This is a genomic window from Anaerosalibacter sp. Marseille-P3206, assembly GCF_900155565.1.
Classification (GTDB): domain Bacteria; phylum Bacillota; class Clostridia; order Tissierellales; family Sporanaerobacteraceae; genus FUHM01.
On sequence record NZ_FUHM01000001.1, the window covers coordinates 109809 to 132698 of the forward strand.

At 29.0% G+C, this 22890-nt stretch carries 31 protein-coding genes and 2 riboswitches; of the genes, 24 read left to right on the forward strand and 7 right to left on the reverse strand.

What is annotated here, in order from left to right:
- Positions 1-83: 83 nt before the first annotated feature.
- Positions 84-1994: a M28 family metallopeptidase gene (locus BQ9840_RS00620; RefSeq protein WP_077367058.1), complete on the reverse strand. Its 1911-nt coding sequence runs from the start codon at positions 1992-1994 to the stop codon at positions 84-86.
- Between the two features lie 71 nt (positions 1995-2065).
- Positions 2066-2380, reverse strand: a complete 315-nt coding sequence (locus BQ9840_RS00625) for a hypothetical protein (protein WP_077367060.1) — start codon at positions 2378-2380, stop codon at positions 2066-2068.
- A 176-nt stretch (positions 2381-2556) separates the two neighbouring features.
- A riboswitch (cobalamin riboswitch) is annotated at positions 2557-2744 on the forward strand.
- A gap of 156 nt (positions 2745-2900) precedes the next feature.
- On the opposite strand from BQ9840_RS00625, the gene BQ9840_RS12460 reads away from it, so the two are divergent.
- Together BQ9840_RS12460 and BQ9840_RS00630 are read left to right on the forward strand one after the other, a co-directional pair.
- Positions 2901-3056 carry a hypothetical protein gene (locus BQ9840_RS12460; protein WP_159436049.1) on the forward strand — a complete coding sequence of 52 codons (156 nt, stop codon included), beginning with the start codon at positions 2901-2903 and terminating at the stop codon, positions 3054-3056.
- A gap of 3 nt (positions 3057-3059) precedes the next feature.
- On the forward strand, positions 3060-3911 hold the full coding sequence (locus BQ9840_RS00630) for a YitT family protein (RefSeq protein WP_097677441.1): 852 nt from the start codon (positions 3060-3062) through the stop codon (positions 3909-3911).
- 26 nt (positions 3912-3937) lie between these two features.
- Here the strand turns inward: BQ9840_RS00630 and BQ9840_RS00635 are convergent, their stop codons facing one another.
- Positions 3938-4120, reverse strand: coding sequence for a CDIF630_02480 family spore surface protein (locus BQ9840_RS00635; RefSeq protein WP_077367062.1), 183 nt, complete (start codon positions 4118-4120; stop codon positions 3938-3940).
- A 149-nt stretch (positions 4121-4269) separates the two neighbouring features.
- Here BQ9840_RS00635 and BQ9840_RS00640 point away from each other — a divergent pair, with 149 nt between their 5' ends.
- Positions 4270-4866 carry an HD domain-containing protein gene (locus BQ9840_RS00640; RefSeq protein WP_077367064.1) on the forward strand — a complete coding sequence of 199 codons (597 nt, stop codon included), beginning with the start codon at positions 4270-4272 and terminating at the stop codon, positions 4864-4866.
- A gap of 31 nt (positions 4867-4897) precedes the next feature.
- Positions 4898-5461: a TIGR01440 family protein gene (locus tag BQ9840_RS00645; RefSeq protein ID WP_200804834.1), complete on the forward strand. Its 564-nt coding sequence runs from the start codon at positions 4898-4900 to the stop codon at positions 5459-5461.
- Positions 5462-5512: 51 nt separating this feature from the next.
- On the opposite strand, the gene BQ9840_RS00650 is transcribed toward BQ9840_RS00645, so the two are convergent.
- A complete protein-coding gene (locus BQ9840_RS00650; protein WP_077367066.1) occupies positions 5513-5779 on the reverse strand; it encodes a YkuS family protein in 267 nt (88 codons plus the stop codon).
- 137 nt (positions 5780-5916) lie between these two features.
- On the opposite strand from BQ9840_RS00650, the gene BQ9840_RS00655 reads away from it, so the two are divergent.
- From BQ9840_RS00655 to BQ9840_RS00725, 15 genes are all read left to right on the forward strand, one after another.
- Positions 5917-6123, forward strand: coding sequence for a hypothetical protein (locus tag BQ9840_RS00655; RefSeq protein WP_077367068.1), 207 nt, complete (start codon positions 5917-5919; stop codon positions 6121-6123).
- Positions 6124-6146: 23 nt separating this feature from the next.
- Positions 6147-6413, forward strand: coding sequence for a spore coat protein (locus tag BQ9840_RS00660; RefSeq protein WP_077367070.1), 267 nt, complete (start codon positions 6147-6149; stop codon positions 6411-6413).
- Between the two features lie 220 nt (positions 6414-6633).
- Positions 6634-7563: an aspartate carbamoyltransferase gene (gene pyrB, locus BQ9840_RS00665; protein ID WP_077367072.1), complete on the forward strand. Its 930-nt coding sequence runs from the start codon at positions 6634-6636 to the stop codon at positions 7561-7563.
- Positions 7557-7979, forward strand: coding sequence for an aspartate carbamoyltransferase regulatory subunit (locus tag BQ9840_RS00670; protein WP_077367074.1), 423 nt, complete (start codon positions 7557-7559; stop codon positions 7977-7979). The genes pyrB and BQ9840_RS00670 overlap by 7 nt, the downstream gene beginning before the upstream one ends.
- 10 nt (positions 7980-7989) lie before the next feature.
- Positions 7990-9189 carry a dihydroorotase gene (locus BQ9840_RS00675; protein ID WP_077367076.1) on the forward strand — a complete coding sequence of 400 codons (1200 nt, stop codon included), beginning with the start codon at positions 7990-7992 and terminating at the stop codon, positions 9187-9189.
- Complete coding sequence (gene pyrF / locus BQ9840_RS00680; RefSeq protein WP_077367078.1) at positions 9179-10048, forward strand: orotidine-5'-phosphate decarboxylase; 870 nt, start codon at positions 9179-9181, stop codon at positions 10046-10048. Before BQ9840_RS00675 ends, pyrF begins: the two co-directional genes overlap by 11 nt.
- Positions 10029-10757 (forward strand): dihydroorotate dehydrogenase electron transfer subunit, encoded by a 729-nt coding sequence (locus BQ9840_RS00685; protein WP_097677442.1) that lies wholly within the window; start codon positions 10029-10031, stop codon positions 10755-10757. The genes pyrF and BQ9840_RS00685 overlap by 20 nt, the downstream gene beginning before the upstream one ends.
- Positions 10757-11659: a dihydroorotate dehydrogenase gene (locus tag BQ9840_RS00690; protein WP_077367082.1), complete on the forward strand. Its 903-nt coding sequence runs from the start codon at positions 10757-10759 to the stop codon at positions 11657-11659. The genes BQ9840_RS00685 and BQ9840_RS00690 overlap by 1 nt, the downstream gene beginning before the upstream one ends.
- A gap of 5 nt (positions 11660-11664) precedes the next feature.
- Positions 11665-12225: an orotate phosphoribosyltransferase gene (pyrE, locus tag BQ9840_RS00695; protein WP_077367084.1), complete on the forward strand. Its 561-nt coding sequence runs from the start codon at positions 11665-11667 to the stop codon at positions 12223-12225.
- Positions 12226-12326: 101 nt separating this feature from the next.
- Positions 12327-13049 carry a lysoplasmalogenase family protein gene (locus BQ9840_RS00700; protein ID WP_077367086.1) on the forward strand — a complete coding sequence of 241 codons (723 nt, stop codon included), beginning with the start codon at positions 12327-12329 and terminating at the stop codon, positions 13047-13049.
- A 195-nt stretch (positions 13050-13244) separates the two neighbouring features.
- Positions 13245-14168: a GDSL-type esterase/lipase family protein gene (locus BQ9840_RS00705; RefSeq protein WP_077367088.1), complete on the forward strand. Its 924-nt coding sequence runs from the start codon at positions 13245-13247 to the stop codon at positions 14166-14168.
- A 34-nt stretch (positions 14169-14202) separates the two neighbouring features.
- A complete protein-coding gene (locus BQ9840_RS00710) occupies positions 14203-14679 on the forward strand; it encodes a DUF4358 domain-containing protein (RefSeq protein WP_077367090.1) in 477 nt (158 codons plus the stop codon).
- A gap of 185 nt (positions 14680-14864) precedes the next feature.
- Positions 14865-16118 (forward strand): MBOAT family O-acyltransferase, encoded by a 1254-nt coding sequence (locus BQ9840_RS00715; protein WP_200804835.1) that lies wholly within the window; start codon positions 14865-14867, stop codon positions 16116-16118.
- 18 nt (positions 16119-16136) lie between these two features.
- Positions 16137-17276, forward strand: coding sequence for a DHHW family protein (locus tag BQ9840_RS00720; RefSeq protein ID WP_097677443.1), 1140 nt, complete (start codon positions 16137-16139; stop codon positions 17274-17276).
- Between the two features lie 180 nt (positions 17277-17456).
- Positions 17457-18053, forward strand: coding sequence for a peptidylprolyl isomerase (locus BQ9840_RS00725; RefSeq protein WP_200804841.1), 597 nt, complete (start codon positions 17457-17459; stop codon positions 18051-18053).
- 42 nt (positions 18054-18095) lie between these two features.
- Here the strand turns inward: BQ9840_RS00725 and BQ9840_RS00730 are convergent, their stop codons facing one another.
- Positions 18096-18479: a helix-turn-helix domain-containing protein gene (locus BQ9840_RS00730; protein ID WP_077367098.1), complete on the reverse strand. Its 384-nt coding sequence runs from the start codon at positions 18477-18479 to the stop codon at positions 18096-18098.
- A gap of 141 nt (positions 18480-18620) precedes the next feature.
- Here BQ9840_RS00730 and BQ9840_RS00735 point away from each other — a divergent pair, with 141 nt between their 5' ends.
- Positions 18621-18779: an aspartyl-phosphate phosphatase Spo0E family protein gene (locus BQ9840_RS00735; protein ID WP_077367100.1), complete on the forward strand. Its 159-nt coding sequence runs from the start codon at positions 18621-18623 to the stop codon at positions 18777-18779.
- Positions 18780-18902: 123 nt separating this feature from the next.
- Positions 18903-19088, forward strand: a complete 186-nt coding sequence (locus BQ9840_RS00740; protein ID WP_077367102.1) for a cysteine-rich CWC family protein — start codon at positions 18903-18905, stop codon at positions 19086-19088.
- Between the two features lie 3 nt (positions 19089-19091).
- On the opposite strand, the gene splB is transcribed toward BQ9840_RS00740, so the two are convergent.
- Entirely contained in the window at positions 19092-20132 is a 1041-nt protein-coding gene (gene splB, locus BQ9840_RS00745; RefSeq protein WP_077367104.1) for a spore photoproduct lyase, read from the reverse strand.
- Between the two features lie 87 nt (positions 20133-20219).
- On the opposite strand from splB, the gene BQ9840_RS12465 reads away from it, so the two are divergent.
- Positions 20220-20390: a hypothetical protein gene (locus tag BQ9840_RS12465; protein ID WP_159436050.1), complete on the forward strand. Its 171-nt coding sequence runs from the start codon at positions 20220-20222 to the stop codon at positions 20388-20390.
- Here BQ9840_RS12465 and BQ9840_RS00750 read toward each other — a convergent pair.
- The gene (locus BQ9840_RS00750) at positions 20355-20711 is read right to left on the reverse strand and encodes a DUF1667 domain-containing protein (protein ID WP_077367106.1); all 357 of its coding nucleotides are present in this window, start codon (positions 20709-20711) and stop codon (positions 20355-20357) included. The genes BQ9840_RS12465 and BQ9840_RS00750 overlap by 36 nt on opposite strands.
- 201 nt (positions 20712-20912) lie before the next feature.
- Positions 20913-21028, forward strand: a riboswitch (FMN riboswitch).
- A gap of 103 nt (positions 21029-21131) precedes the next feature.
- On the opposite strand from BQ9840_RS00750, the gene ribD reads away from it, so the two are divergent.
- Positions 21132-22223 (forward strand): bifunctional diaminohydroxyphosphoribosylaminopyrimidine deaminase/5-amino-6-(5-phosphoribosylamino)uracil reductase RibD, encoded by a 1092-nt coding sequence (gene ribD, locus BQ9840_RS00755; protein ID WP_077367108.1) that lies wholly within the window; start codon positions 21132-21134, stop codon positions 22221-22223.
- 12 nt (positions 22224-22235) lie between these two features.
- Positions 22236-22883, forward strand: coding sequence for a riboflavin synthase (locus BQ9840_RS00760; protein WP_077367110.1), 648 nt, complete (start codon positions 22236-22238; stop codon positions 22881-22883).
- Positions 22884-22890 lie beyond the last annotated feature (7 nt).

The following is a 22890-nucleotide window of genomic DNA, read 5'->3' on the forward strand; positions in this document are numbered from 1 at the left end:
TAGTTTTTTAAATTAACAAATTACATTCATAGAGGTTTAGCAATATATTTTAAAGACTATTATAGCATGGGAAAGAAGTTTTATTAATATGAATTAGCGGTAAATATTTTGATCAATTCACTGCTAAATTGTTGAATGAAATCATGTGTATTGCTTGTTTTTAGGTATTCAGCTATATCCTTTGTATTTGAGTATTTTTGAGTACTTTTTAATTCTACCATTGAAATAATAATATACTCTTCATTTTCATTTTTAGTTACTATTGAATTGTAGTTTTCATTTACTCCATATGTGGTATCATCTATAGTGAATTTGTCTTGTATGTCACTGATGCAATTCCTATACAAATCTTTTTCTTGTTCAAGATTATCTTTTCTAATAATATGAAAATAAATTGGAGTATTTAAATAATCATCTAATATTATATAATTTACATTATTTATATTTGTATCAAATTCGTGTACTTCATTAATCTGCAACTTATTTAAATAAATTCCAGGGTTATATACTAAAGTAAGTTTTGAATCTGGATAAGAATTCAAATTAAGTTCAAATTTTTGTGTAAATTCATCTAGTGTAGAAATTTGAGTATTGTTAGATATTTGATACTTGGAACCGTCTATATCAATAATCTTTAATTGACCAAAATCAAGTGCTTTTTCTTCTTCATTCATTATTTTATCTATTTGCTTATTTGAAATATTTGAGAAACTTACAATATTGAGATTTTCTTCATCTAGATATTTGATTAGAAACTCTCCTATTGCATCAGCAGTATTATACAAATATTCAAAATCTATTCTATCTATTGTATCATCAAGTACATGTATTTGACTAAAATCTTTATCTGTAATAGTTGAAATCAATAGACCGTTTTTGAAACATGCCTGTTCGGCATAATAATTTTCTTTAACGACTGCTTTCAAGCCATTTTCTATAAAAAAATCTGATAGGGATTGTGCCATATCGTTAAATAATTCATCGGATATTTCGTTTGGGAAAATAACAATTTCTTTGTCATCTGTCTTTTGTCCAATACAATCTAAATTGATATTATAAACATTGCTGTATTTGTCCTGCAAATGATTAGCAAAATTAGATATCCCAAAATCATATTTTTCATAGACTTCTTCACTATTGGAAATACAAAATATTATATCTACTGGAGGTTTTTCATCTGAATATTTGTGTGACAATTTTTCAGCAATATGGAGCAAACTAGAAACTCCTGAAGCATTGTCCAAAGCACCACGCCAGATGTAATTTCCAGCACTGCCTACATGATCTATATGAGCATTAATAACAATAGCAGCGCTGTTGTTGTCTCCAGCTATCATACCTACACCATGATTTTGTTCTTTGTTTTCGACATTTCCATCTATAGAGATATGAATTTCATTTCCTATATTTTTGCATAAATCCTCATACACTTGTTTGGAAACTAAAAAAATGTTGCGATCATCAATAGTTGGAAAGGGTATACAACCACGTTTTTCTTCATTCAAAATTATGAGTGTTTTAATATCCTTATTTCTAATTAATGTATTATCTTTAGTTAATATAGCACAGGTATTATCATTGCAATTGTCAGATAGCTTTGATTTTACATCAATATTATAATTACTTGAAGAAACTACATTTTCAATGAAGTCATTTCCATATTCATAAGCTATTATATCTTTATCAGTAAATACCTTCATTGAAGAATTTTCTTCATTTATTTCGACACATGGTTTTTCAAATTTAAAATAGTAGCTTCCTTCATAAGGTTTTAATCCAATTTTCTTAAAGAAAGTTAAAGCATAGTCTAGTGCCAGTTCATTTCCAGGAGTTCCTTGGCGTCTGCCTTCACACTCATCTGATGTTAAATATATCATACTTTCCTTAGTTGTTTTATATTTATTATTGGTATTTGAGCAAGAAGTTAAGAGCAGAGTAAGTAATAATAATATGGTTAATGCCAGAATAGTGATATGCTTTTTATTTCTTATCATACATATCCTCCTCTTTTAGGAATAAAACAAGAACTAGGCACTATTTAGTGCCTAATCTTGTTTGCAGTGTTTTAACTACATGACCACTTTGTTTGATTTGAGAGCTGAACGCTTGTACCATAACCACATTTTGGACAGGAATAAACTTTTTCAACGGAACGTTCGTATTCACGTTCCACACAACGTCCACCATGAACTTGGCAAACTCTTATATTTCCAGTCCAAAACCAACTTCCGTAATTGTAACTTACCCTCATAGATGCACCACATGCTTCGCAAACTGGTCCACATGGTTCAACATCGTTAGTTTCTGCAAATACAGCTGTTGTTGATAAAACAAATGTTAGAACTAAGAATATTGAAAGGAATCTCTTGGATTTAAACACTAATATCACCTCGCTTGTAAAAAAAACATAAATTACCATATACTACATATCGATTATAACAGAATGCTTGTACTATGTCAAACTGAAAAATAATAGTAAGCAATTTGCTTACTATTATTTTTGGTTAATATTCCTTGACTTTAAATATATTTACCTATATATTTAAAGTAGGTAAAATTAAATATATAGGTAAAGGTACAGAGAAGTGATTCTTTGTTTAAAAGGGAAACAGGTGAAAGTCCTGTACGGTCCCGCCGCTGTAATAGTGAAGGATTTTGAATTAAGCGCCACTGAGACAATTGGGAAGGCTCTAAGATCCTAATGAACTAAAGTCAGAAGACCTGCCTTTATTTATACACCACAGAACTCTACGGTAGATAGGGGGTGTTTAGAGCGGATTATTTAAAATAGGGCATAGTAAGTTATCCTTGTAATCTGCCTATGCCTTTATGTCTCCTAAACTTGAGAGTTTAGGAGATTTTTTGTGCTGTTTTTAAATATTGAATAGGGGGTGATATTGATGGAAAAAATGTTAAATAAGTTGTGTAAAAAAGAAATTATTAAGCAAAAATTAAAAGAAGCTAAAAATATAAGTAAGGAATTATCAATAACAGAGAATGAAAAAAAGAGTATAGCAAAATATAGAGCTCAAATCTTAAATAATAAGGAGGAATGATTTTTGAGAAGAAATGTGAAAGAATTCATATTGATAAATATAGGAATGTTGATGGTAGCCATAGGACTATACTTTTTTCTTATGCCAGCAAATTTGGCTACAGGTGGTGCTAATGGACTTGCTCTTGTATTAAATCATGTAATTCCATTTCTATCTGTAGGGGTTTTAATGATTATTATTAATATTGTTTTATTTGTAATAGCTTTTCTAATTATTGGAACAAGTTTTGGTATTAAGACCATTTATGCTAGCTTAGGTACTTCGTTATTAGTGTTATTATTTGAAAAAGTGATACCAATTAATGAACCTTTAGTAGAGGATATTATATTACAACTTACTTTTGGTATATTTATATCTGCTATTGGTATGGGAATAGTATTTAATCAGAATGCTTCTACTGGAGGTACAGATATCATAGCAAAAATATTAAATAAATTTTGGGGTATAGAAATTGGAAGGGCAGTTCTATTTTCGGATTTTGCAATAACTTTAGGAGCTGCATTTGCATTTGGACCTGAACTTGGCATGTATTCATTACTTGGGGTTATATTGAATGGTTTAGTAATAGATACAACTATTGAAGGGATAAATTTATCTAAACAAGTAAATATAGTTAGTGATCAAAATGACGATATTAAAGAGTATATTGTCACAAATTTAAAAAGAGGTGCAACTTTATATTATGCTGAAGGTGCCTATACAGGGGATAAAAAGAATGTCATTGTAGCTGTATTAGATAGAAAGGATTTCATTAAATTAAAAAATTATATATGTTGTGTAGATAAAAATGCTTTTATTACTGTAAGCAATGTTTATGAAGTATTAGGTGATGGATTTAAGACAATAGAACATTAAAATAATAGTAAGCAATCTGCTTACTATTATTTTTGGTTTTCGTCAACCCATTCTTTAGCCTTAACTACACCTTCAAGTGTTGGTATGGGAACTTTTGATTCAGGTTTTAAACCCTTAATATCAAAATAAGCTGCTGTTGTTTGTTTTTCTATTGGAATAGACATTTTTTTTTCTTTGATATCATTTTTGTTTTTATTGTTTATATGCATTTTAATCCTCCTCTTATGTCTAGTATTTGATATTAATATAAAAAATAAACATATATTCACTAATACTTTAGTTTCAATAAATATATACATGTGATAAAATTAATATAAATTGATTTTAATTGTAAAATTATAAAGGGGATGATTTCAAAATGATTGATAAAAACTTACAAGAAGAAATTGAATTTATAATAGAATTAGATAAAATGAAAAGTACCTTTAGACAAACTAGTCTTATTGATAAATCTAGAAGGGAAAACGATGCGGAACACTCTTGGCATATAGCTATAATGGCTATGGTTCTTTCTGAATATGCAGATGAGGATATAGATACTTCAAAAGTTATAAAAATGGTGTTAGTACATGATCTTGTCGAAATATATGCAGGAGATACATTTTGTTATGATGAAGTAGGCAATAGTGATAAGAGTGAAAGAGAACTAAAAGCAGCAGATAAAATTTTCGGAATGCTTCCAGTAGAAAAAGGAAATTGTTTGAGAAAACTTTGGGAAGAATTTGAAGAGATGAATACTAAAGAATCATTATTTGCCAATTCTATGGATAGGCTTGAACCTTTTTTAATAAATTATTATACTGAAGGTGGAACTTGGAAAGAACATGATATATCTAAAGAACAAGTATATAAAAGAAGTGAACCTATTAAATATACTTCAAATAAACTTTGGGAATTTACAGTAGATCTAATAGAAGATGCTTTTAAAAAAGGGTATATACCTAAATTAAAATAAATCACAAAAATCATTATAGGAGGAAGATAATATGGAGAAAAGAAATATTGATTTAGTGCAAATCGAGGAAGATATAAAAAAAGCTTTTTTAGAATTGTTAGAAGCTGCAAAATTAAAACCTGGTGAGGCAGTGGTAATTGGAGGTAGTTCAAGCGAAATAATTGGAGAAAAGTTAGGTTCATCTACTAATATGGAAGTTGCTAGAGCAATTATTACTTCTATATTACCAATAGCAAAAAAACACAATGTACAACTTGTTGTTCAAGGTTGCGAACATATAAATAGAGCTCTAGTAGTAGAAGAGGAATATGCGCTAAAACACAATTTAGAAGCTGTTAATGTAGTTCCAATTGAATGTGCAGGAGGAGGATTTTCTACTGCAGCTATGGAGTCTTTCGATAATCCTGTTGTAGTTGAAAAAGTAAGTGTTCCTGCTGGAATGGATATTGGTGATGTATTTATTGGTATGCATCTAAAACCTGTTGGCGTAGTAGTAAGAAGTGACATTAAAAAAATTGGATATGCTAATCTAAGTATGATAAGAACAAGACCTAAGCTAATAGGTGGAGAACGTGCTAAACATTATAAACTATAAAAAAGTGAATATTAAATTTAAATTAACTCCACCTAATTAGGTGGAGTTAATTTAACTGTATTTTGATTCAAGAAGGTTATAAATTTCTTCAGGAGTTTTTCCTTTTGCCTCAATAATTGGAGCAGGAGGATTTGTATAAGATGCATCAGTTGTACTTAAAACGTCTAATCCAGATACAATTATAGCTTGATATTCTGATGTAGTTATGTTATTTATATTTTCATTATTGTATAAAGTATAAACGTCATATCCAGAATCTTTTAAAAAATCCTTATAGGGAGTTAATGTATTTTCAACAACTACTTTTTTGCCAGACATTTTTTCACCTCCAGTTAAAATATATTGTTTCCAATTTTACTTGTATTATTTTATACTTTTTTACCATGAATAATTAGATGCTTAAAAACACAAAATATTAAAAGATTATTAAATAAACTAATGAAAGGAGCTATGTTATGGCATTAAAAAATACTATTAATCTAGGTAATTTAAATCAACAAGAACTTCAAAGTGTAAGGCATATAATTGGCGAACATCAAACTATGGCAAGTAAAATGGATTTTTACTCCAATCAATGTCAAGATCAACAATTAAAACAATTGTTTAAACAGTCAGGGCAAGATGCTCAAACAACTGCAACTAATTTGCTTAATTCATTATAAAAAAGAAAAAAGGAGGTAAAAATATGCAAGAAAAAGATATGGTAAGTGATGTTCTTTCAACTACAAAATCTAGTATTACTAATTACGCTACTGCAATAACTGAATGTGCTAATGCACAACTAAGAGGAACATTACAACAACTTAGAAATGAAGCAGAACAATTTCAATATCAACTTTTTCAAATAGCAGAACAAAAAGGGTATTATACGCCAGCTCCAACAGCTAATCAACAAGATGTTCAATCAGTTAAAAATGGTTTGTCAGGTGGCGGGCCTAATATTATGAAATAATAATTGAAAAGGACTCCAAAGGAGTCCTTTTCAATTTAAAACATATTGACAAATAGATTAATATGTGATATTTTTATTTCAAATATAGGCCTTTAAACTGATCCTGTGAGGTCAGAAAGGAAAGCGTAGCATAACTATGCCTTCCTGCAAAAAAACAGGAAGGATTTTTTTATGCACTTTCCTTTTAAGTCTAGTTTAGATAATAAAAGGAGGGAATTTTATGTTAAAAGACAGACATTTAATAGAACCAGAAGATTTCACAAAGGAAGAATTAGAAGAAATTTTTGTTTTGGCTGATGAAATCATTAAGGAACCAAATAAATTTTCAAATTCCTGTAGTGGGAAATTATTAGCAACTCTTTTCTATGAACCAAGTACTAGAACAAGATTTAGTTTTGAATCAGCAATGTTGAGATTAGGTGGCCAAGTAGTTGGTTTTTCAGAACCAGGTTCTAGTTCAGTAATGAAAGGAGAAAGCATTCCTGATACTATTAGAACAGTAGCTTCTTATACTGATATTATTGCTATGAGACACCCAAAAGAAGGTGCTCCAAAACTTGCATCGATTTACTCACCAGTTCCAGTTATAAATGCAGGAGATGGAGGACATCAACATCCTACCCAAACACTAACAGATTTACTGACAATTCGAAATACTAAAAAGACCTTTTCAAACTTAACTATTGGACTTTGTGGAGATTTAAAGTTTGGAAGAACAGTTCATTCATTAATCAAAGCTCTTTCGAGATATGAAAACAATTCATTTATTCTTATATCACCTCAAGAATTACAGATTCCATCTTATATAAAAAATGAAGTATTAAATATGAAAGGTATTGAATACAAAGAAGTTGAACGTTTAGAAGATGTCATAGGAGAATTAGATATACTTTATATGACAAGAGTTCAAAAAGAAAGATTTTTCAATGAAGCTGACTATATTAGATTAAAAGATAGTTATATATTAGATCATGAAAAGATGAAATTAGCAAAGAAAGATTTATCAGTTTTGCATCCATTACCAAGAGTTAATGAAATCAGTTATGAAGTGGATAATGACTCTAGAGCTTGTTATTTTAAACAAGTTAAATTTGGTATGTTTGTAAGAATGGCATTGATATTAAAGTTGTTGGGGGTGGAACAATGTTAAATATTGATAGTATTGCTAATGGTATAGTTATTGATCATATAAAAGTAGGTTGTGGTTTTAAAATATTTAACTATCTAGGACTTGATAAAGCAGATTGTAGAGTGGCTTTGATAATGAATGCTAGTAGTAAAAAACATGGCAAGAAGGATTTAATTAAAATTGAAAATGTGATGGACTTAGATTTGACAATGTTAGGATTTATAGACCCTGATATTACTATAAATATTATTGAAGATGAAAAAATTAAAGAAAAAATTACTCTTTCATTACCAGAAAAAATAGAAAATATATTAGAATGTAAAAATCCAAGATGTGTAACATCTATAGAAAGAAATATAAATCATAAGTTTGTACTAGTAGATAAGGAAAAGGGAATATATAAATGTGAATATTGTGACCACATTTATGAAGATTAGGAGGACTAAAATGGATTTATTACTCAAGGGAGGAAGGATTGTAGATTATAATACTGACTTCCATGGAGATATTTATATAAGCGATGGTAAGATAGTTGAATATGGAGAAAACTTAAATTACAGTTGTAAAACTATAAATTGTGATGGATTAGTTATAATGCCTTCATTTATAGATATGCATGTTCATTTTAGGGAACCAGGATATGAGTATAAAGAAGATATTCATTCGGGTAGCCTTGCTGCATTAAGAGGGGGATATACTTATGTAAATCTTATGGCAAATACTAATCCAATATGTAGCAGTATGGAGATAGTAGATTATGTATTAAATAGAGCAAGAGAACTTGATTTGATAGATGTTCATCAAACTGTATCCATAACTAAAAATTTTGATGGAGAAACTTTATCTCATATAGATGATTTAGAGTCAACTGTGAAGTTGTTATCTGATGATGGTAAGGGTGTTAAGGACAATCTAGTGATGTATAATGCATTAAAATTAGCAAAAGAAAATGGACTTACTATTATAGCACATGAAGAAGATGAAAGCTTAGTATGCTTTGATACTAGACTATCAGAAAATATAATGACTAAAAGAGATATAGAACTTGCAAGGTCTACAAAAGGTAAATTACATTTTGCACATGTTAGTACTAAAGAAGCTATAACTGACATTATAAAAGCTAAAAATGAAGGAGTAACTATCACATGTGAGGTCACTCCTCATCATTTAGCACTTTATGACAATGACTACAAGGTAAATCCACCAATACGAGAAAAAGAAGATGTTAAAACTCTAATTAATGCAATAGTAGATGGATATGTTGACGCAATAGCTACAGATCATGCACCTCATAGTGAAGAAGATAAAAGAAAAGGAGCTTGTGGAATATCTGGAATAGAGACATCTTTTTCAATAAGCTATACAAGCTTAGTTAAAGATGGACATATTTCTCTAAACAAATTATCTGAAATAATGTCAAAAAACCCAGGTGAGTTGATGAATGTAAGAAAGGGAAAAGTAAAAATAGGGTATGATGGGGATTTAGTTATAGTGGATTTAGATAGCAGGATAAAAGTGGATTCTAAGAACTTTGCCTCCAAGGGCAAAAACACCCCTTTTCAAGGAAAAGAGTACTATGGGAAAATACTGGCAACTATTAAAAGGGGAATAGTTAAGTACAATGGAGGGATTGAATATGATAATTGATAGATTGTATGAAGAAGTAGAGAAAAAAGGCAATGTCTGTGTAGGATTAGACACTAGTATGGATTATATTCCTTCAAATATTATTGATAGAAACAAAACTATTGAAGATATGATTTTTGAATTTAATAGGAGAATAATAGATTCAACTATAGATATTGTACCAGTGTACAAGGTTCAGATTGCTTTTTATGAAGCTTATGGAATAGAAGGAATGCTTGCTTATAAGAGGACTCTTAAATATATAAGAAATAAAAATGCATTAGTTATAGCAGATATTAAAAGAGGAGATATTTCGTCAACAGCAAGCATGTATGCAAAGGCACATTTTCATGGAGATTTTGAAAGTGATTTTATTACTCTTAATCCGTATATGGGATTAGATAGTATTACTCCATATCTTCCATATGTAGAAAAGAAAAACAAGGGACTATTTATACTTCTTAGAACTTCAAATGAGGGAGCAAAAGATATACAATATTTAAATATTGATAACGGACAAAAGGTATACAATTATGTAGGAGATAAACTTAAAGAAATTGCTACAAAACAAATGGGTAAATGTGGATATAGTTCAATAGGTGTTGTAGTAGGAGGTACACATTTAGAAGAAGCTGACGAGATAAGAAATAGATTTGAAAATATGTTTTTCTTGATACCTGGTTACGGAGCACAAGGGGGAAAGGGAAGAGATGTAGCTCACTATTTAAAGGATGGTAATGGTGGAATAGTCAATTCTTCAAGGGGAATAATCACAGCATATAAAAAGTATGAAGACGGAGTAGAAAAGTTTGAAGAATATACTAGAAAAGCTGTTTTGAATATGAAGGAGGATATATCAAGTGAATCCAGAGTATTGTAGTTGTGAAGTTTATTCAAATAAACAAGTATCAACTAATATATATGAGATGAAATTACATGGAAACTTTAAGGGGAAACCAGGACAATTTTATATGCTTAGAAGTTGGGATATAGAACCTTTTTTATCAAGACCAATAAGTATTTCAAATTTGAAAGAAAATACTATAACATTTTTGTATGAAGTGAAAGGAAAGGGGACAAAACTTTTTTCTAATTTAAAAAAGGGAGATTTACTTAAATTAACCGGACCTATAGGAACAGGATTTCCACTAGTGGAGAGCGGCCCAATAGGAATAGTTGCTGGTGGAATAGGTCTAGCACCTATGATTTATTTATGCAATAGCTTACACAACAATATTGATTTTTATGTTGGGTTTAGGGAAAAGTCTTTTTATATAGATGAAATCAAAAACTGTGTTGAAAATCTATATATTTCAACTGATAGTGGACTAGAAGGTCATAGTGGTTTGATAACTGAAATATTTGAACCTGAAAAATATGACGTAGTATATACATGTGGTCCAGTGCCCATGATGAAGAAAGTTGTAGAAATGTGTAAAGGCAAGAATATTCCAGTATATATTTCAATGGAAAGAAGAATGGCTTGTGGGATAGGAGCTTGTTTGGGGTGTAGTATTGAAACTACTTTGGGGATGAAAAAGGTATGTAAAGACGGTCCAGTATTTAAAGGTGAGGAGGTATTTTTTTAATGACTAGAGTAAATATATGTGGAATAGACTTAAAAAACCCAGTCATTGTTGCTTCTGGAACCTTTGGATTTGGTAGAGAGTATGAAGATTTCTTTTCTCCATCAAAATTAGGAGGTATATGTACGAAAGGCCTAACTTTACATAGTAAAATCGGAAATAGTGGCACTAGAATTCATGAGACTACGGGAGGATTATTAAATAGTATAGGATTAGAAAATCCGGGAGTAGATGGATTTATAAAAAATGAATTGCCTCATATGGAGCAATATGAAACGGCAATAATAGCTAATCTTGGGGGCAGTTCTATTGAAGAATATATAACTGCGGTAGAAAAGATAAATAAAACTAATATTCCTCTTGTAGAACTAAATATTTCTTGTCCTAATGTAAAAGAAGGTGGTATGGCCTTTGGAATTAAGTCGGAAATAGCATACAAGGTAGTAAAGGAAGTAAAGAGTGTATGTAAAAAACCATTGATAGTAAAACTTTCACCAAATGCAGAGAATATAGTCGACATGGCTTATAGTTGTGTTAAGGCAGGAGCTGATGGGCTTTCACTAGTCAATACATTTAGTGGAATGGCTATAGATATTAATAAGAGGAAACCTGTATTTAACAATATAATAGCAGGACTATCTGGTCCCTGTATTAAGCCCATAGCTTTAAGGATGGTCTATCAAGTATGTTGTGAAGTAGATGTTCCAGTTATAGGAATAGGTGGTATCATGAGTTCTGAAGATGCAATAGAATTCATCATGGCTGGAGCTACAGCAATTCAAGTAGGTAGTGGTAATTTTGTAAAACCAGATTTATGTATAGACATAATAGAAGGAATTGAAGAGTTTATGAAAAGAGAAGGTATAGAAAAATTAGAAGAAATAAGAGGTATTGTGAGGAGGTAATATTTATGTTGATAGAACTATTAAAAGAATCAGGAGCACTTCTTGAAGGACATTTTTTACTTTCATCAGGAAAACACAGTGATAAATATGTTCAATGTGCAAAATTATTGCAGTATCCAGATAAGGCAGAAAAAGCTATAAGTGCAATAATAGAAAAACTTGAAGATGTAGATTTTGATATTATAGTTGGACCTGCTATGGGTGGAATAATTGTAGGGTATGAATTAGGTAGACAAACAGGGAAACCTTCTATATTTACAGAAAGAGTAGATGGAAAAATGACATTGAGAAGGGGATTTAAAATAGAAAGTGGACAAAAGGTATTAATAGCAGAAGATGTAGTGACCACAGGTAAATCATCTTTTGAGACTGTTGAAGTAATAGAAAGTCTCGGTGGGAAAGTGGTAGGTATAGCTTCTATAGTAGATAGAACTAGTGAAGAGATTTCTATACCACTATATAGTGCAGTAAAAATTCAAGTAGATGTATATGATGAAGAAAAATGTCCTTTATGTAAAAAAGGAATTCCATATGAAAAACCAGGTAGTAGAAAGATAAAAAAATAAGTGCTGAATTTCAGCACTTATTTTTTTATCTAAAGCTATTTTCATAATTTTAGCTCTAAATAATCATACTAAATATAGGATATAAATTTAATATTTAGAGGATGATTATATTCATTTCTAATAGTATTGAAGACGATAAAACTTTTGTATTAGATAGTTTTAATAAAACGAGTGATTTAATTCATTATGAATTTGAGACAAATGATAATAAAAAGGTGATAAAAGTGGAAAAAATACTGTCAGATGTTTTTAAATTTATTATTATAGTAATGTGTTTCTTTATATCTTTAATGATAGGAAAAAATAAGCTTAACGATAAAGATGTTATATTACTTCAATTTGGTCTTTTTTTTACTGTTTTATCAGATTTCTTTTTCCTTATTGTATATAAGAATTCTTTTGGTGTAGCATCTTTTTGTATAGTTCAAATCCTTTACTGTATAAGATATGATATTGACAATACTAAGGAAACAATCAGAAACTTTATATTAATTTTTATATTTGTAGCAATATTATATATAATATTTAGTAGGTTAATTAAGAAAATTAATGTTATACTATTTATAGGACTATATTATTCTATATGCTTAATAACTAGTGTATGGAAGGCTATAAAAGCATGTAAAAACAATAATTTTCCATCTCCAAATAGATATATGATAGCTTATGGTATGATTCTTTTTTTACTATGTGATATAAATGTATTTCTTCATAACATTATAGGTATCAAAAATTCAAAATGGTTAGTATGGTTGTTTTATATTCCGTCACAGTTTTTACTTTCATTTAGTGGTTATAAATTTAAAAGAAAAAGTTTCCGGTAGATGCATTTTTTCTGGTTGAAGTTAGTATATTAATGTTACAAAAGCTTAATAACAAGTGAAAATATTATTATATACAAGATATAGACAGTGGTGACTTATAATGACAGCATTTGATACAATATTGTAACCATTTTTATTGAGAAATGTACTATAATATATATTGAAGCTTATATATGATGTGATGGGGGAATTATATTGAAAAGAAGGAAAAATATATTTACAAGAAAAAGAATAGTTAACAAAAAAAGGTTTGCTTTTTCTGTGGTTTTAATCATTGGTATTATATTTATTTTAAGCCATTCAATAAAGGCCATATACGATAGAAGTAATAAAGATAATGTTGCTAAAGAAAAAAACACAATAGCCTCAGCTGTAGAAGGAAATCATGAGCAAACTCCATCATCATATAATAAAATAATAGATGAAGAATTGACTATCAAAAAAATGATAAAAGAGATTGAAGAAGATCAAAAAAGCAAAGAGATTGAAGAAAAAAAAGAAGTTTTAGTAGAAGAAGAAAATAATGTTGAAGATAACAATAAAAGTAGCGAAGAAAAAAAGGTTACTCAACCTAAAAAAGTTAAAAATAGTAACTATAAAGAACATTTTAAAAATGATTTATTTGTAGGAGATTCTCTAACAGATAGTTTATCTTTTTATGAAATATTGGAAGATAAAAATGTTATTGCTAAATTAGGACTCACTTTAATCGGAGGTAAAAAAGAAATAGATGATATTGTTAAGGTAAATCCATCAAATATCTATTTGATGTTTGGAATGAACGATATACTAAGGAAGATAGATGGAAATCAGTTTGCTGATGAATATGCAGAATTCATACATAGTATTCATGAGAAACTGCCTAATGCTAATATTTATGTTCAGTCTATTCCACCTGTTTCATCTCATGTTAAGAAAAAAAAGCCACTCTTAAACAATGAGAATATAGATAAATTTAATGAAGCACTTAAAACAATGTGTAAAGATGAGAATGTATCTTTTTTAGATTTAAGACCGATATTTGAAGAAAATGAAGATTTAATTGAACCAGATGGAATACATTTAAAATATAAATTTTACAAGTTGTGGCTTGATTATATTATAGATAATGTAAAATAAATACAAAAAACATCATGAAAGGACGGATTAATATATGAAAAAAAATGCTTTTACACTTATGGGAATTGTAGTTATCGTGTTTACACTATTGACAGGGTGTTCTTCAAAAAATACAACTGCAAAAGAACCATCTATTGATGAGATTGATCAAAATATAAAAGAAGCTGTTGATATATCAAATATGGTGGAAAGTGATAGCGATAAGCTTGAAAAATTATATGATATTGATATTGAAGAAGTTGAAGATTTTAAATTATATACAGCTAAAACTAATATTGAAGCAAATGAATTATTATTATTAAAAGTTAAAGAAGAAAAAGATATAGAAGATATTAAAGAAGATATCAAAGATAGAATAGAAACGCAATCAAGTAGTTTTAAAGATTATCTTCCAGATGAATATTATTTAATAGAAAAAAATATATTGAAGTCAAATGGTAATTATATTATTTTCGTGATATCTGAAGAAGCAGAAAAGATAGAAAATATATTTGATGAATCTTTTAAATAAAATTATAACTATTATGACAAGGTGGTGGACAAGGTTTGGTTTTTAGCAGTCTATTATTTCTATTTGTATTTTTGCCATTAACTTTACTTGTATATTATATTAGTCCTAAACCCATAAGAAACCTTGTTCTTTTTATTGCTAGCTTGGTATTTTATGCATGGGGCGAACCTATATATATACTTATAATGTTGTTTTCTACTTTTTTTGATTATTTTAATGGATTACTCATTGATAAACACAGAGAAAATAAAAAAATAACAAAGTTAGTTTTAATTAATTCCTTGGTTGTTAACCTAGGAATACTTTGTTTTTTTAAGTATTATGGATTTATAGTTACAAATATAAATAGCCTTTTTAATTTAAATCTTAAACTTTTAAATTTTCCCCTTCCTCTTGGGATATCTTTTTATACATTTCAAACTCTTTCTTATACAATAGATGTATACTTGGGGAATGTTCCAGTACAAAATAATATTATTTCATTTGGTACATATGTAACTATGTTTCCTCAATTAGTAGCAGGGCCAATAGTTAGATATAGTGATATATCTCATGAAATTGATAATAGAGAGGAAAGTTTTAAACTATTTGGTGAAGGGGCTGAACTATTTGTAATAGGATTAGCTAAAAAGGTTCTCTTGGCTAATAATATCGGAATCCTTTGGGATAGTGTAAAAGCTGCATCTATTAGTAATATTTCTATTTTGTCAGCTTGGCTTGGTATTATAGCTTTTACATTTCAAATATATTTTGATTTTAGTGGATACTCGGATATGGCTATTGGATTAGGAAAGATGTTTGGATTTAATTTTATGAAGAACTTTGATTACCCTTATACATCAAAGAGTATAACAGAGTTTTGGAGAAGATGGCATATTTCTCTTGGAACTTGGTTTAGAGAATATGTGTATATCCCTCTAGGTGGAAATAGAGAGGGGAAATTGAAACAGTATAGGAATCTATTTGTGGTATGGTTTTTAACAGGTCTTTGGCATGGTGCAAATTGGAATTTCATTTTATGGGGATTGTACTACTGTATATTTATAATTATAGAAAAGGCATTTCTAAAGAAGTGGTTAGACAAGTCTATATTTCTTAGTCGTATTTATACCATGTTAGTAGTAATAATAGGTTGGGTATTTTTTGAGTTTGAAAACATTGGACAAGGGTTTAGATATATTGGTACTATGTTTGGATTTGGAGGAAATCTTGCTTATGACAGTACATCACTTTATTATCTACTTACCTATGGATTGATTTTTATACTACTTATTATTTGTTCAACACCTATAATTAAAAAAGGTGCATGTAAATTAAAGGAAAATCCAATGATGTTAAATTCTATTATATATTCACTCATAATAATTTTGATATTATTTATTTGTACTGCTTATTTAGTAAATGAAAGTTATAATCCTTTTTTATATTTTAGATTTTAAATGAAATGAGGTATTATTTTGGAGGTAAATAAAAATATATATAAAAAGTTAATAGGATCACTTTTACTCATATATATTGGTACTATAGGTACTATTAATATTTTGGTTCCAGATAGGGATTTTTCAGATATAGAAAATAGAAGATTAGAGCAAAAACCACAGTTTTCAATGGAAAAGCTATTTAAAGGAGATTATACTTCAAATTTTGAAAAATACATTTCTGACCAATTTCCTTTTAGAGATTTTTTTATTGGGGTAAAGAGTGATTGTGAAAGAATGATTGGCAAGAAGGAAAACAATGAAGTATTTTTATGTAAAGATGGATATCTAATGGAAAAGTTTAATGAGCCAGAAGTTGAAGACTTCAATAAAAAGTTAAATGCTATTAATTCTTTTGCATTTTCAAATCCTCAAACAAATATATACTTTATGTTGGTGCCTAATTCGGTAAAGGTAATGGAAGAAAAATTACCAAAGTTTGCACCTGTAGATAATGAACTTGACTTTATAGATAAAGTTAAATACTCAATAGATGATAGTGTTGATTTTGTTGATGTATATGGAGTATTATCTAATAATAAGGATGATTATATTTATTATAAAACAGACCATCATTGGACAACAAAGGGAGCATATTATGCTTATAGAGAATTAGGTAAATATATGGGTTTTGAACCTTATTTAGAAGACGATTTTAAGATAAAAGAGGTTTCAGACAGCTTTTATGGTTCATTATATTCAAAGGGAGGATTTAGAAGATTAGACCCTGATAGTATTCAATTATATATTCCTAAAGCTGAGAATACATATGAAGTTGAATATTATGACGAAGGAGAAACTTCAAAATCTATTTATGACATGGATAATCTAAATAAAAAAGACAAGTATACAGTTTTTTTAAATGGGAATCATCCTGTATTAAAGATTAGTACTAATGTTAATAATGGAAAGACACTATTAGTTATTAAGGATTCATATGCAAATAGTTTTATTCCATTTTTAACAGAACATTTTAGTGAGATTTATATGGTTGATCTTAGATATTACAATGAGGATTTAAGTGATTTCATGAGAGACAAGAACATTGAAGATGTACTTCTATTATACAATGTAAAATCTTTTTGTGAAGATGAATCTATTGAAAAAATTTCTTGGTGATGTATCATATATATAAATATAAAATTCTAAGAAAGGGACAATAGAGATATGAAAAGAAAAAAGCTTGGTGCTATTTTAATTATTTTTACTATTACGGTTATTATATTGACTGGATGTGAAAGTAAAGAAAAGGTAGTTGAAGGAGAAGTAAAAGAAAATATAATTAAAGGAGAAGATCAAATGGAACAATTACGATTACCACAAAAGGGAGAAGAAATAGCTATAATAAAAACTAATCATGGTACTATTAAAATCAAGTTCTTTCCAGAAGCAGCTCCCAAAGCAGTTGAAAATTTCAAAACCCATGCAAAGGATGGATATTATGATGGAGTTACTTTCCATAGAGTAATACCTGATTTCATGATTCAAGGTGGAGATCCTGATGGTACAGGTATGGGTGGAGAAAGTATTTGGGGTGAGTCTTTTGAAGATGAGTTTGATGTAAATTGTAGAAATATTAGAGGAGCACTATCTATGGCAAATAGTGGACCAAATACAAATGGAAGCCAATTTTTTATTGTACAAAATACTAAAGTAGATAAAGAAATTATTGCTCAAATGAAAGAATTAGGTGAAGAAAAAGGATTTCCTGAAGCTATTGTGAAAGCTTATGAAGAACTAGGTGGTGCATATTGGCTAGATGGTAGGCATACAGTATTTGGGCAAGTATTTGAAGGAATGGAAATAGTAGATAAAATTGCAGGAGTAGAGACTGATGGAAATGATAAACCACTAGAACCTGTAGTTATGGAAAAGGTAGAAATTGTTGAATATTAATAATGATACGAAAAAATCCTTAGAAAATAATTTTTCTAGGGATTATTTTTTAATATAAGGCAAGATGGTTTTAATAAGTTCGATAAATAAATCTAATTCTTTAGGCGAACATTTATTAATTAAATTAATTATTTCTATGTTTTTATCATTATTAGGATTATAAATACCAGAGGTTTCTGTAATGTGATTAACTTCATATGCTGATTCTCCTAATACAAGTTGATCTAATGATATATGTAAGCAATTTGCAATTTCTACTAAGGTAGGTAAACTCATTTGTCTTTCTCCTCGTTCTAATTGACCGATATAATAATTTGAAAGGTCTACCATTTCTGCAAACTTTTCTTGTGAGAGTCCAAGTTTTTTTCTTTCTCTTTGTATTCTTTTACCTATAGCTTTATTATCTATTACGATTTTATTTTCCATTTTATTCACTCCCTACCTAGTATATACTTTAACGAAAAATACATTATATTATAACTTGCAATTAGCATAAATAGAATGCTTGCAATAAGCCAATATATAGTATAAAATTATATAGATTGTTATTTTAGGGGTGTATATAGCATGAAGATAAAAGATAAAATGGAAGTAACTAGAAATATACTGCATAATGCAAATAAAATGAATTTTAGTAAAGAAATAATTTTGGAAATAAGTCAGAAATTAGACGAATATATTGTTGAGTATTATAAAGAAAATCAAGAACAAAAAGATAAACGTTAACAATATAAAATACATATTAGGAATAGGTCTTAATCTTGTGTTAAATGAAATTATTATTTTTTTAGATTAAAATTGATTTATTATGATAAAATATATTTATAATAAATAGAAGGAGTGAAGGTAGTGACTTTAAAAGAAACTGAAAAAATTTGTCCTATTTGTGGAAAAGGAAACAATTGTCAACATGGTAGTAAAGATTGTTGGTGTAAACATATTGAAATACCAAAATATGTTTTAGAAATGGTTCCGGAGGATAAAAGAGGTAAAGCATGTATTTGTAAATCTTGTATTGAAAAATATACAAAATAAAATTCAAACAAAATATTCAATTTTGGCTCCTGGAAAGTGTTTTTTTGTTTTACTTAAGAAAAATTCCTTTAATTCATTCATTTCATTAGGTTGATATATATATTTACCATATCCAAACTGACCGTATTTAAACTTCCTTTCATCTTCATTCATTGGAAGTTTAGTATTAGGGAAAACGTTAGTTATGTTTGATTTTGCCCTTGTTGTAAAGCGATGAGATATAAATTCAAAGGTTAAATTACTAGGAGTCCAATTTGATGGCATATTATCATATAAATATTTATCTAATAGTATAAAAAGCTCTGTATACTCATTTTTCCAATTTTCAAATCTAAATATAGGAGCAATAATAAATCCAATAGGATAACCTGCTTTTAATACCCTAGAGGCTGCAATTACTCTATCAAGAAGAGATGGTGTTTTGTGCTCGAAATTTTGAATGACTTGTTGACAGTTCAAGCTAAATCTAAATCTTGTATGGTTATTATGTTCTATGTTTAAAAGACTATCTACATTAGTGAATTTAGTAACAAATCTGAAACGACCTAAAGGTTCCTTACCAAAAAACTCTATAGTTCTTTTTAAATTGCCAGTATATTTTTCCACAGGTATAGGATCAGATGTAGCTGCACCTTCAAATATTGTTATCTCAGGAGATCTAGATTCAATTATATTTTTTGTTATATCAAGTATTTCTTCAATATTTACATATACCCTTAGATAAGGTTTTGGACCTAAGGTTGTTGAAAGATAACAGTATTCACACATACCAGGACAAGATGTAGCTAGTGGAAGTTGATAGTTGGCAGAGGGTTTACAAGTTTGAAATTCCTTACTTCTCCTAACTCCAATAACTAGTGTTTGTTTTGCTGCACCATAAGCTTCTCCTGGTGTATCTCCAACTATACCTGTAACTCTATTGTGAGAAGTAGTAGGTTTCATTGGAATATTTATTTCTCTAAAATATTCAACAAGTTTTTTCCCAAGTGGGTAATTAAGTGCATCTGGTTCATAAAATATTTGTTTAGGTACAAAATCTATCATACGATTCACCTCAAACTTAGAATACCCAAATAATGTTTTTTTATAATCAAAGCTAGTTTGGAATATTTAATCAAAGGAGACGATAATATGGCAACTTGGATTGCACATCTAAGGATAGCAGAAAACATATTAAACATGGGATATGGATTTCAACCTATTCCTTTTATTGTAGGTAATATTGGACCTGATTATGAAAAAGTAAAATCATTAGATTCATTTTTATTAAGCTTTTCTTGCAGCTACTACATCTATACCTAAACCGAGTATGTTTTCAATAACAATATCACCTTTTTTTATAGGTGCTATTACTTCTGTTGAATTAATTATTTTCATACATTCATTTATTTTATCATGTGGAACAATTCCAGTAGTTTTAACTGGGAGACGACTTATGACACCATTTTTAAGAAGTACTCTACCATTAATGATTCTTGAAGGTTCTGTTACTTCCTTTAATCCAAATTCCCTACCGCTATTACATTTATTACCGGTTACAATATATTTAGAAGGTTCAGTTTCATCTTTAACTATCGTTAGTTCACAACCTATTGGGCAAGCTTTACATTTTGTTTTGTGCATTATAAACACCTCTACTTAGTATTAATTATATCATTATAAAAAATTATATCATATAAATTTATTCAATAAAATATTATTAAATCTTATATAATAAGTGTATAATCTATATAAGTTAGTTTATTAAGAATAAAATATATACAGAGAGAAATAATTAGTATTGATAAATGTGTTGTACAATGTTATTATAATATTGAAAACTGAATATTCCTTCAGGGCGGGGTGTGATTCCCCACCGGTGGTAAAGCCCACGAGCCTAATAGGCATGATTCGGTGAGATTCCGAAGCCGACAGTATAGTCTGGATGAAAGAAGGTGTAAATATTAATAGGAGTAATTGTAATTATTATTCTTGTTATATAAAAGTGCTTAATCAAGCCCTGAAATAAATTTCGGGGCTTTTAATAATTTTTGGGGGGATAATATGAATGATGAATATTTTATGAAAGTAGCTTTAAATCTTGCAGAAAAAGGTATGGGATTTACAAGCCCCAATCCTTTAGTAGGAGCAGTGATTGTAAAGAATGGGAATATAATCGCTGAAGGCTATCATAAAAAATATGGAGAAAGTCACGCTGAAGTTAATGCACTAAATAATGCAACCCAAGATGTCCACGATGCTACTATGTATGTTACATTGGAACCTTGTTCTCACTATGGGAAGACTCCACCTTGCGCTAATAGGATAGTTGAAAGTGGAATTAAAAAGGTAGTTATAGCTATGGAAGATCCTAATCCAATAGTATCAGGTATGGGAATAAAGATACTTAAAGATAATGGAGTTGATGTAATAGTCGGAGTTTTAAGAGAAAAAGCAGAAAAGCTTAATGAAATATTTATTAAATATATAACTACTAAAAGACCCTTTACTATTATGAAAGCTGGTATGAGCTTAGATGGAAAGATAGCTACACATACAGGAGAGTCAAGATGGGTAACAGGGGAAGAATCTAGAGAATACGGGCATCTATTACGGCAGAAAGTATCAGCTATATTAGTTGGTGTAAACACGGTAATAATGGATGATTCTATGCTTAATACAAGATTAAATAATGTTGAATGTAGTGACCCTGTAAGAATAGTACTTGATAGCCATGGAAGAACTCCTCTTAATTCAAAAGTATTAAACATAAATTCTTCTAACACTATTATTGCAGTAACTGATATTGCATCTGAAGAAAATATAAGAGCATTTAAGGAAAGGGGAGCAGAGGTAATAATAACTCCAGTTAAAAACAATAAAGTAGATTTACAATTTCTAATTGAGGAATTGGGAAAGAAAAAAATAGATAGTTTGCTTGTTGAAGGAGGTGGAGAAGTAAACTTTAGTTTTTTAAAAGAAAATTTAGTAAACAAAGTTGTGTTTTTTATTGCTCCAAAGATTATAGGGGGAAGAGATGCTAAGACTCCCGTTGAAGGACCAGGGATAGATTATTTAAAGAATGTAATTAATCTTAAAAACTTACAAATGACTAATATGGACAAAGATATAATGATTGAAGCTTATTTAAAATAAGGAAGTGATTAGGTGTTTACTGGACTTGTAGAGGAAGTTGGAAAGGTATTAGACATAGTAGAGGAAAACAAAATATGGACTATAACTTTTGAATGCAAGAAAGTATTTGAAAATATATCAATAGGAGATAGTATAGCTGTTAATGGAGTATGTCTAACAGCAAATGAATTTGACAATTCCTCGTTTAAAGCAAATGTAATGGCTGAAACTATACGAAAGACAAATCTAGGATTCCTAAAATGTGGTAGCCTTGTTAATTTAGAAAGAGCATTAAAAATCGGAGACAGATTAGGAGGACATATAGTATCTGGACATATAGATGGAACTGGTTTAATAAGTGAGTTCAAAAATGAAGGAGATGCAATTTGGATAAGTATATCATCTTCTAAGGAAATACTTAAATATATAGTCTACAAAGGTTCTGTTGCTATAGATGGGGTTAGTCTTACAGTTAGTTATGTAGATGAAGAAATATTCAGAGTCTCCATAATTCCTCATACCAAAGAAGCCACTACATTAACCAAAAAGAATACAAGGGACTTAGTTAATATTGAATGTGATGTAATTGGGAAATATGTTGAGAAATTACTTAATTATACAGATGTTAAAAAAGAAAGTAATATAGATATGAATTTTTTAAAAGAAAATGGTTTTATTTAGGAGGGCT

Coding starts and splice junctions, on each gene's coding strand:
- BQ9840_RS00710 (WP_077367090.1), top strand. CDS start 14,203: ATGAAAAAAAATGCTTTTACACTTATGGGAATTGTAGTTATCGTGTTT.
- BQ9840_RS00690 (WP_077367082.1), top strand. CDS start 10,757: ATGACTAGAGTAAATATATGTGGAATAGACTTAAAAAACCCAGTCATT.
- pyrE (WP_077367084.1), top strand. CDS start 11,665: ATGTTGATAGAACTATTAAAAGAATCAGGAGCACTTCTTGAAGGACAT.
- BQ9840_RS12460 (WP_159436049.1), top strand. CDS start 2,901: ATGGAAAAAATGTTAAATAAGTTGTGTAAAAAAGAAATTATTAAGCAA.
- BQ9840_RS00640 (WP_077367064.1), top strand. CDS start 4,270: ATGATTGATAAAAACTTACAAGAAGAAATTGAATTTATAATAGAATTA.
- BQ9840_RS00670 (WP_077367074.1), top strand. CDS start 7,557: ATGTTAAATATTGATAGTATTGCTAATGGTATAGTTATTGATCATATA.
- splB (WP_077367104.1), bottom strand. CDS start 20,132: ATGATAGATTTTGTACCTAAACAAATATTTTATGAACCAGATGCACTT.
- BQ9840_RS00750 (WP_077367106.1), bottom strand. CDS start 20,711: ATGCACAAAACAAAATGTAAAGCTTGCCCAATAGGTTGTGAACTAACG.
- BQ9840_RS00730 (WP_077367098.1), bottom strand. CDS start 18,479: ATGGAAAATAAAATCGTAATAGATAATAAAGCTATAGGTAAAAGAATA.
- BQ9840_RS00735 (WP_077367100.1), top strand. CDS start 18,621: ATGAAGATAAAAGATAAAATGGAAGTAACTAGAAATATACTGCATAAT.
- BQ9840_RS00620 (WP_077367058.1), bottom strand. CDS start 1,994: ATGATAAGAAATAAAAAGCATATCACTATTCTGGCATTAACCATATTA.
- BQ9840_RS00660 (WP_077367070.1), top strand. CDS start 6,147: ATGCAAGAAAAAGATATGGTAAGTGATGTTCTTTCAACTACAAAATCT.
- BQ9840_RS00715 (WP_200804835.1), top strand. CDS start 14,865: ATGTTGTTTTCTACTTTTTTTGATTATTTTAATGGATTACTCATTGAT.
- pyrB (WP_077367072.1), top strand. CDS start 6,634: ATGTTAAAAGACAGACATTTAATAGAACCAGAAGATTTCACAAAGGAA.
- BQ9840_RS00675 (WP_077367076.1), top strand. CDS start 7,990: ATGGATTTATTACTCAAGGGAGGAAGGATTGTAGATTATAATACTGAC.
- pyrF (WP_077367078.1), top strand. CDS start 9,179: ATGATAATTGATAGATTGTATGAAGAAGTAGAGAAAAAAGGCAATGTC.
- BQ9840_RS00700 (WP_077367086.1), top strand. CDS start 12,327: ATGATTATATTCATTTCTAATAGTATTGAAGACGATAAAACTTTTGTA.
- ribD (WP_077367108.1), top strand. CDS start 21,132: ATGAATGATGAATATTTTATGAAAGTAGCTTTAAATCTTGCAGAAAAA.
- BQ9840_RS00635 (WP_077367062.1), bottom strand. CDS start 4,120: ATGCATATAAACAATAAAAACAAAAATGATATCAAAGAAAAAAAAATG.
- BQ9840_RS00650 (WP_077367066.1), bottom strand. CDS start 5,779: ATGTCTGGCAAAAAAGTAGTTGTTGAAAATACATTAACTCCCTATAAG.
- BQ9840_RS00645 (WP_200804834.1), top strand. CDS start 4,898: ATGGAGAAAAGAAATATTGATTTAGTGCAAATCGAGGAAGATATAAAA.
- BQ9840_RS00725 (WP_200804841.1), top strand. CDS start 17,457: ATGGAACAATTACGATTACCACAAAAGGGAGAAGAAATAGCTATAATA.
- BQ9840_RS00655 (WP_077367068.1), top strand. CDS start 5,917: ATGGCATTAAAAAATACTATTAATCTAGGTAATTTAAATCAACAAGAA.
- BQ9840_RS12465 (WP_159436050.1), top strand. CDS start 20,220: ATGGCAACTTGGATTGCACATCTAAGGATAGCAGAAAACATATTAAAC.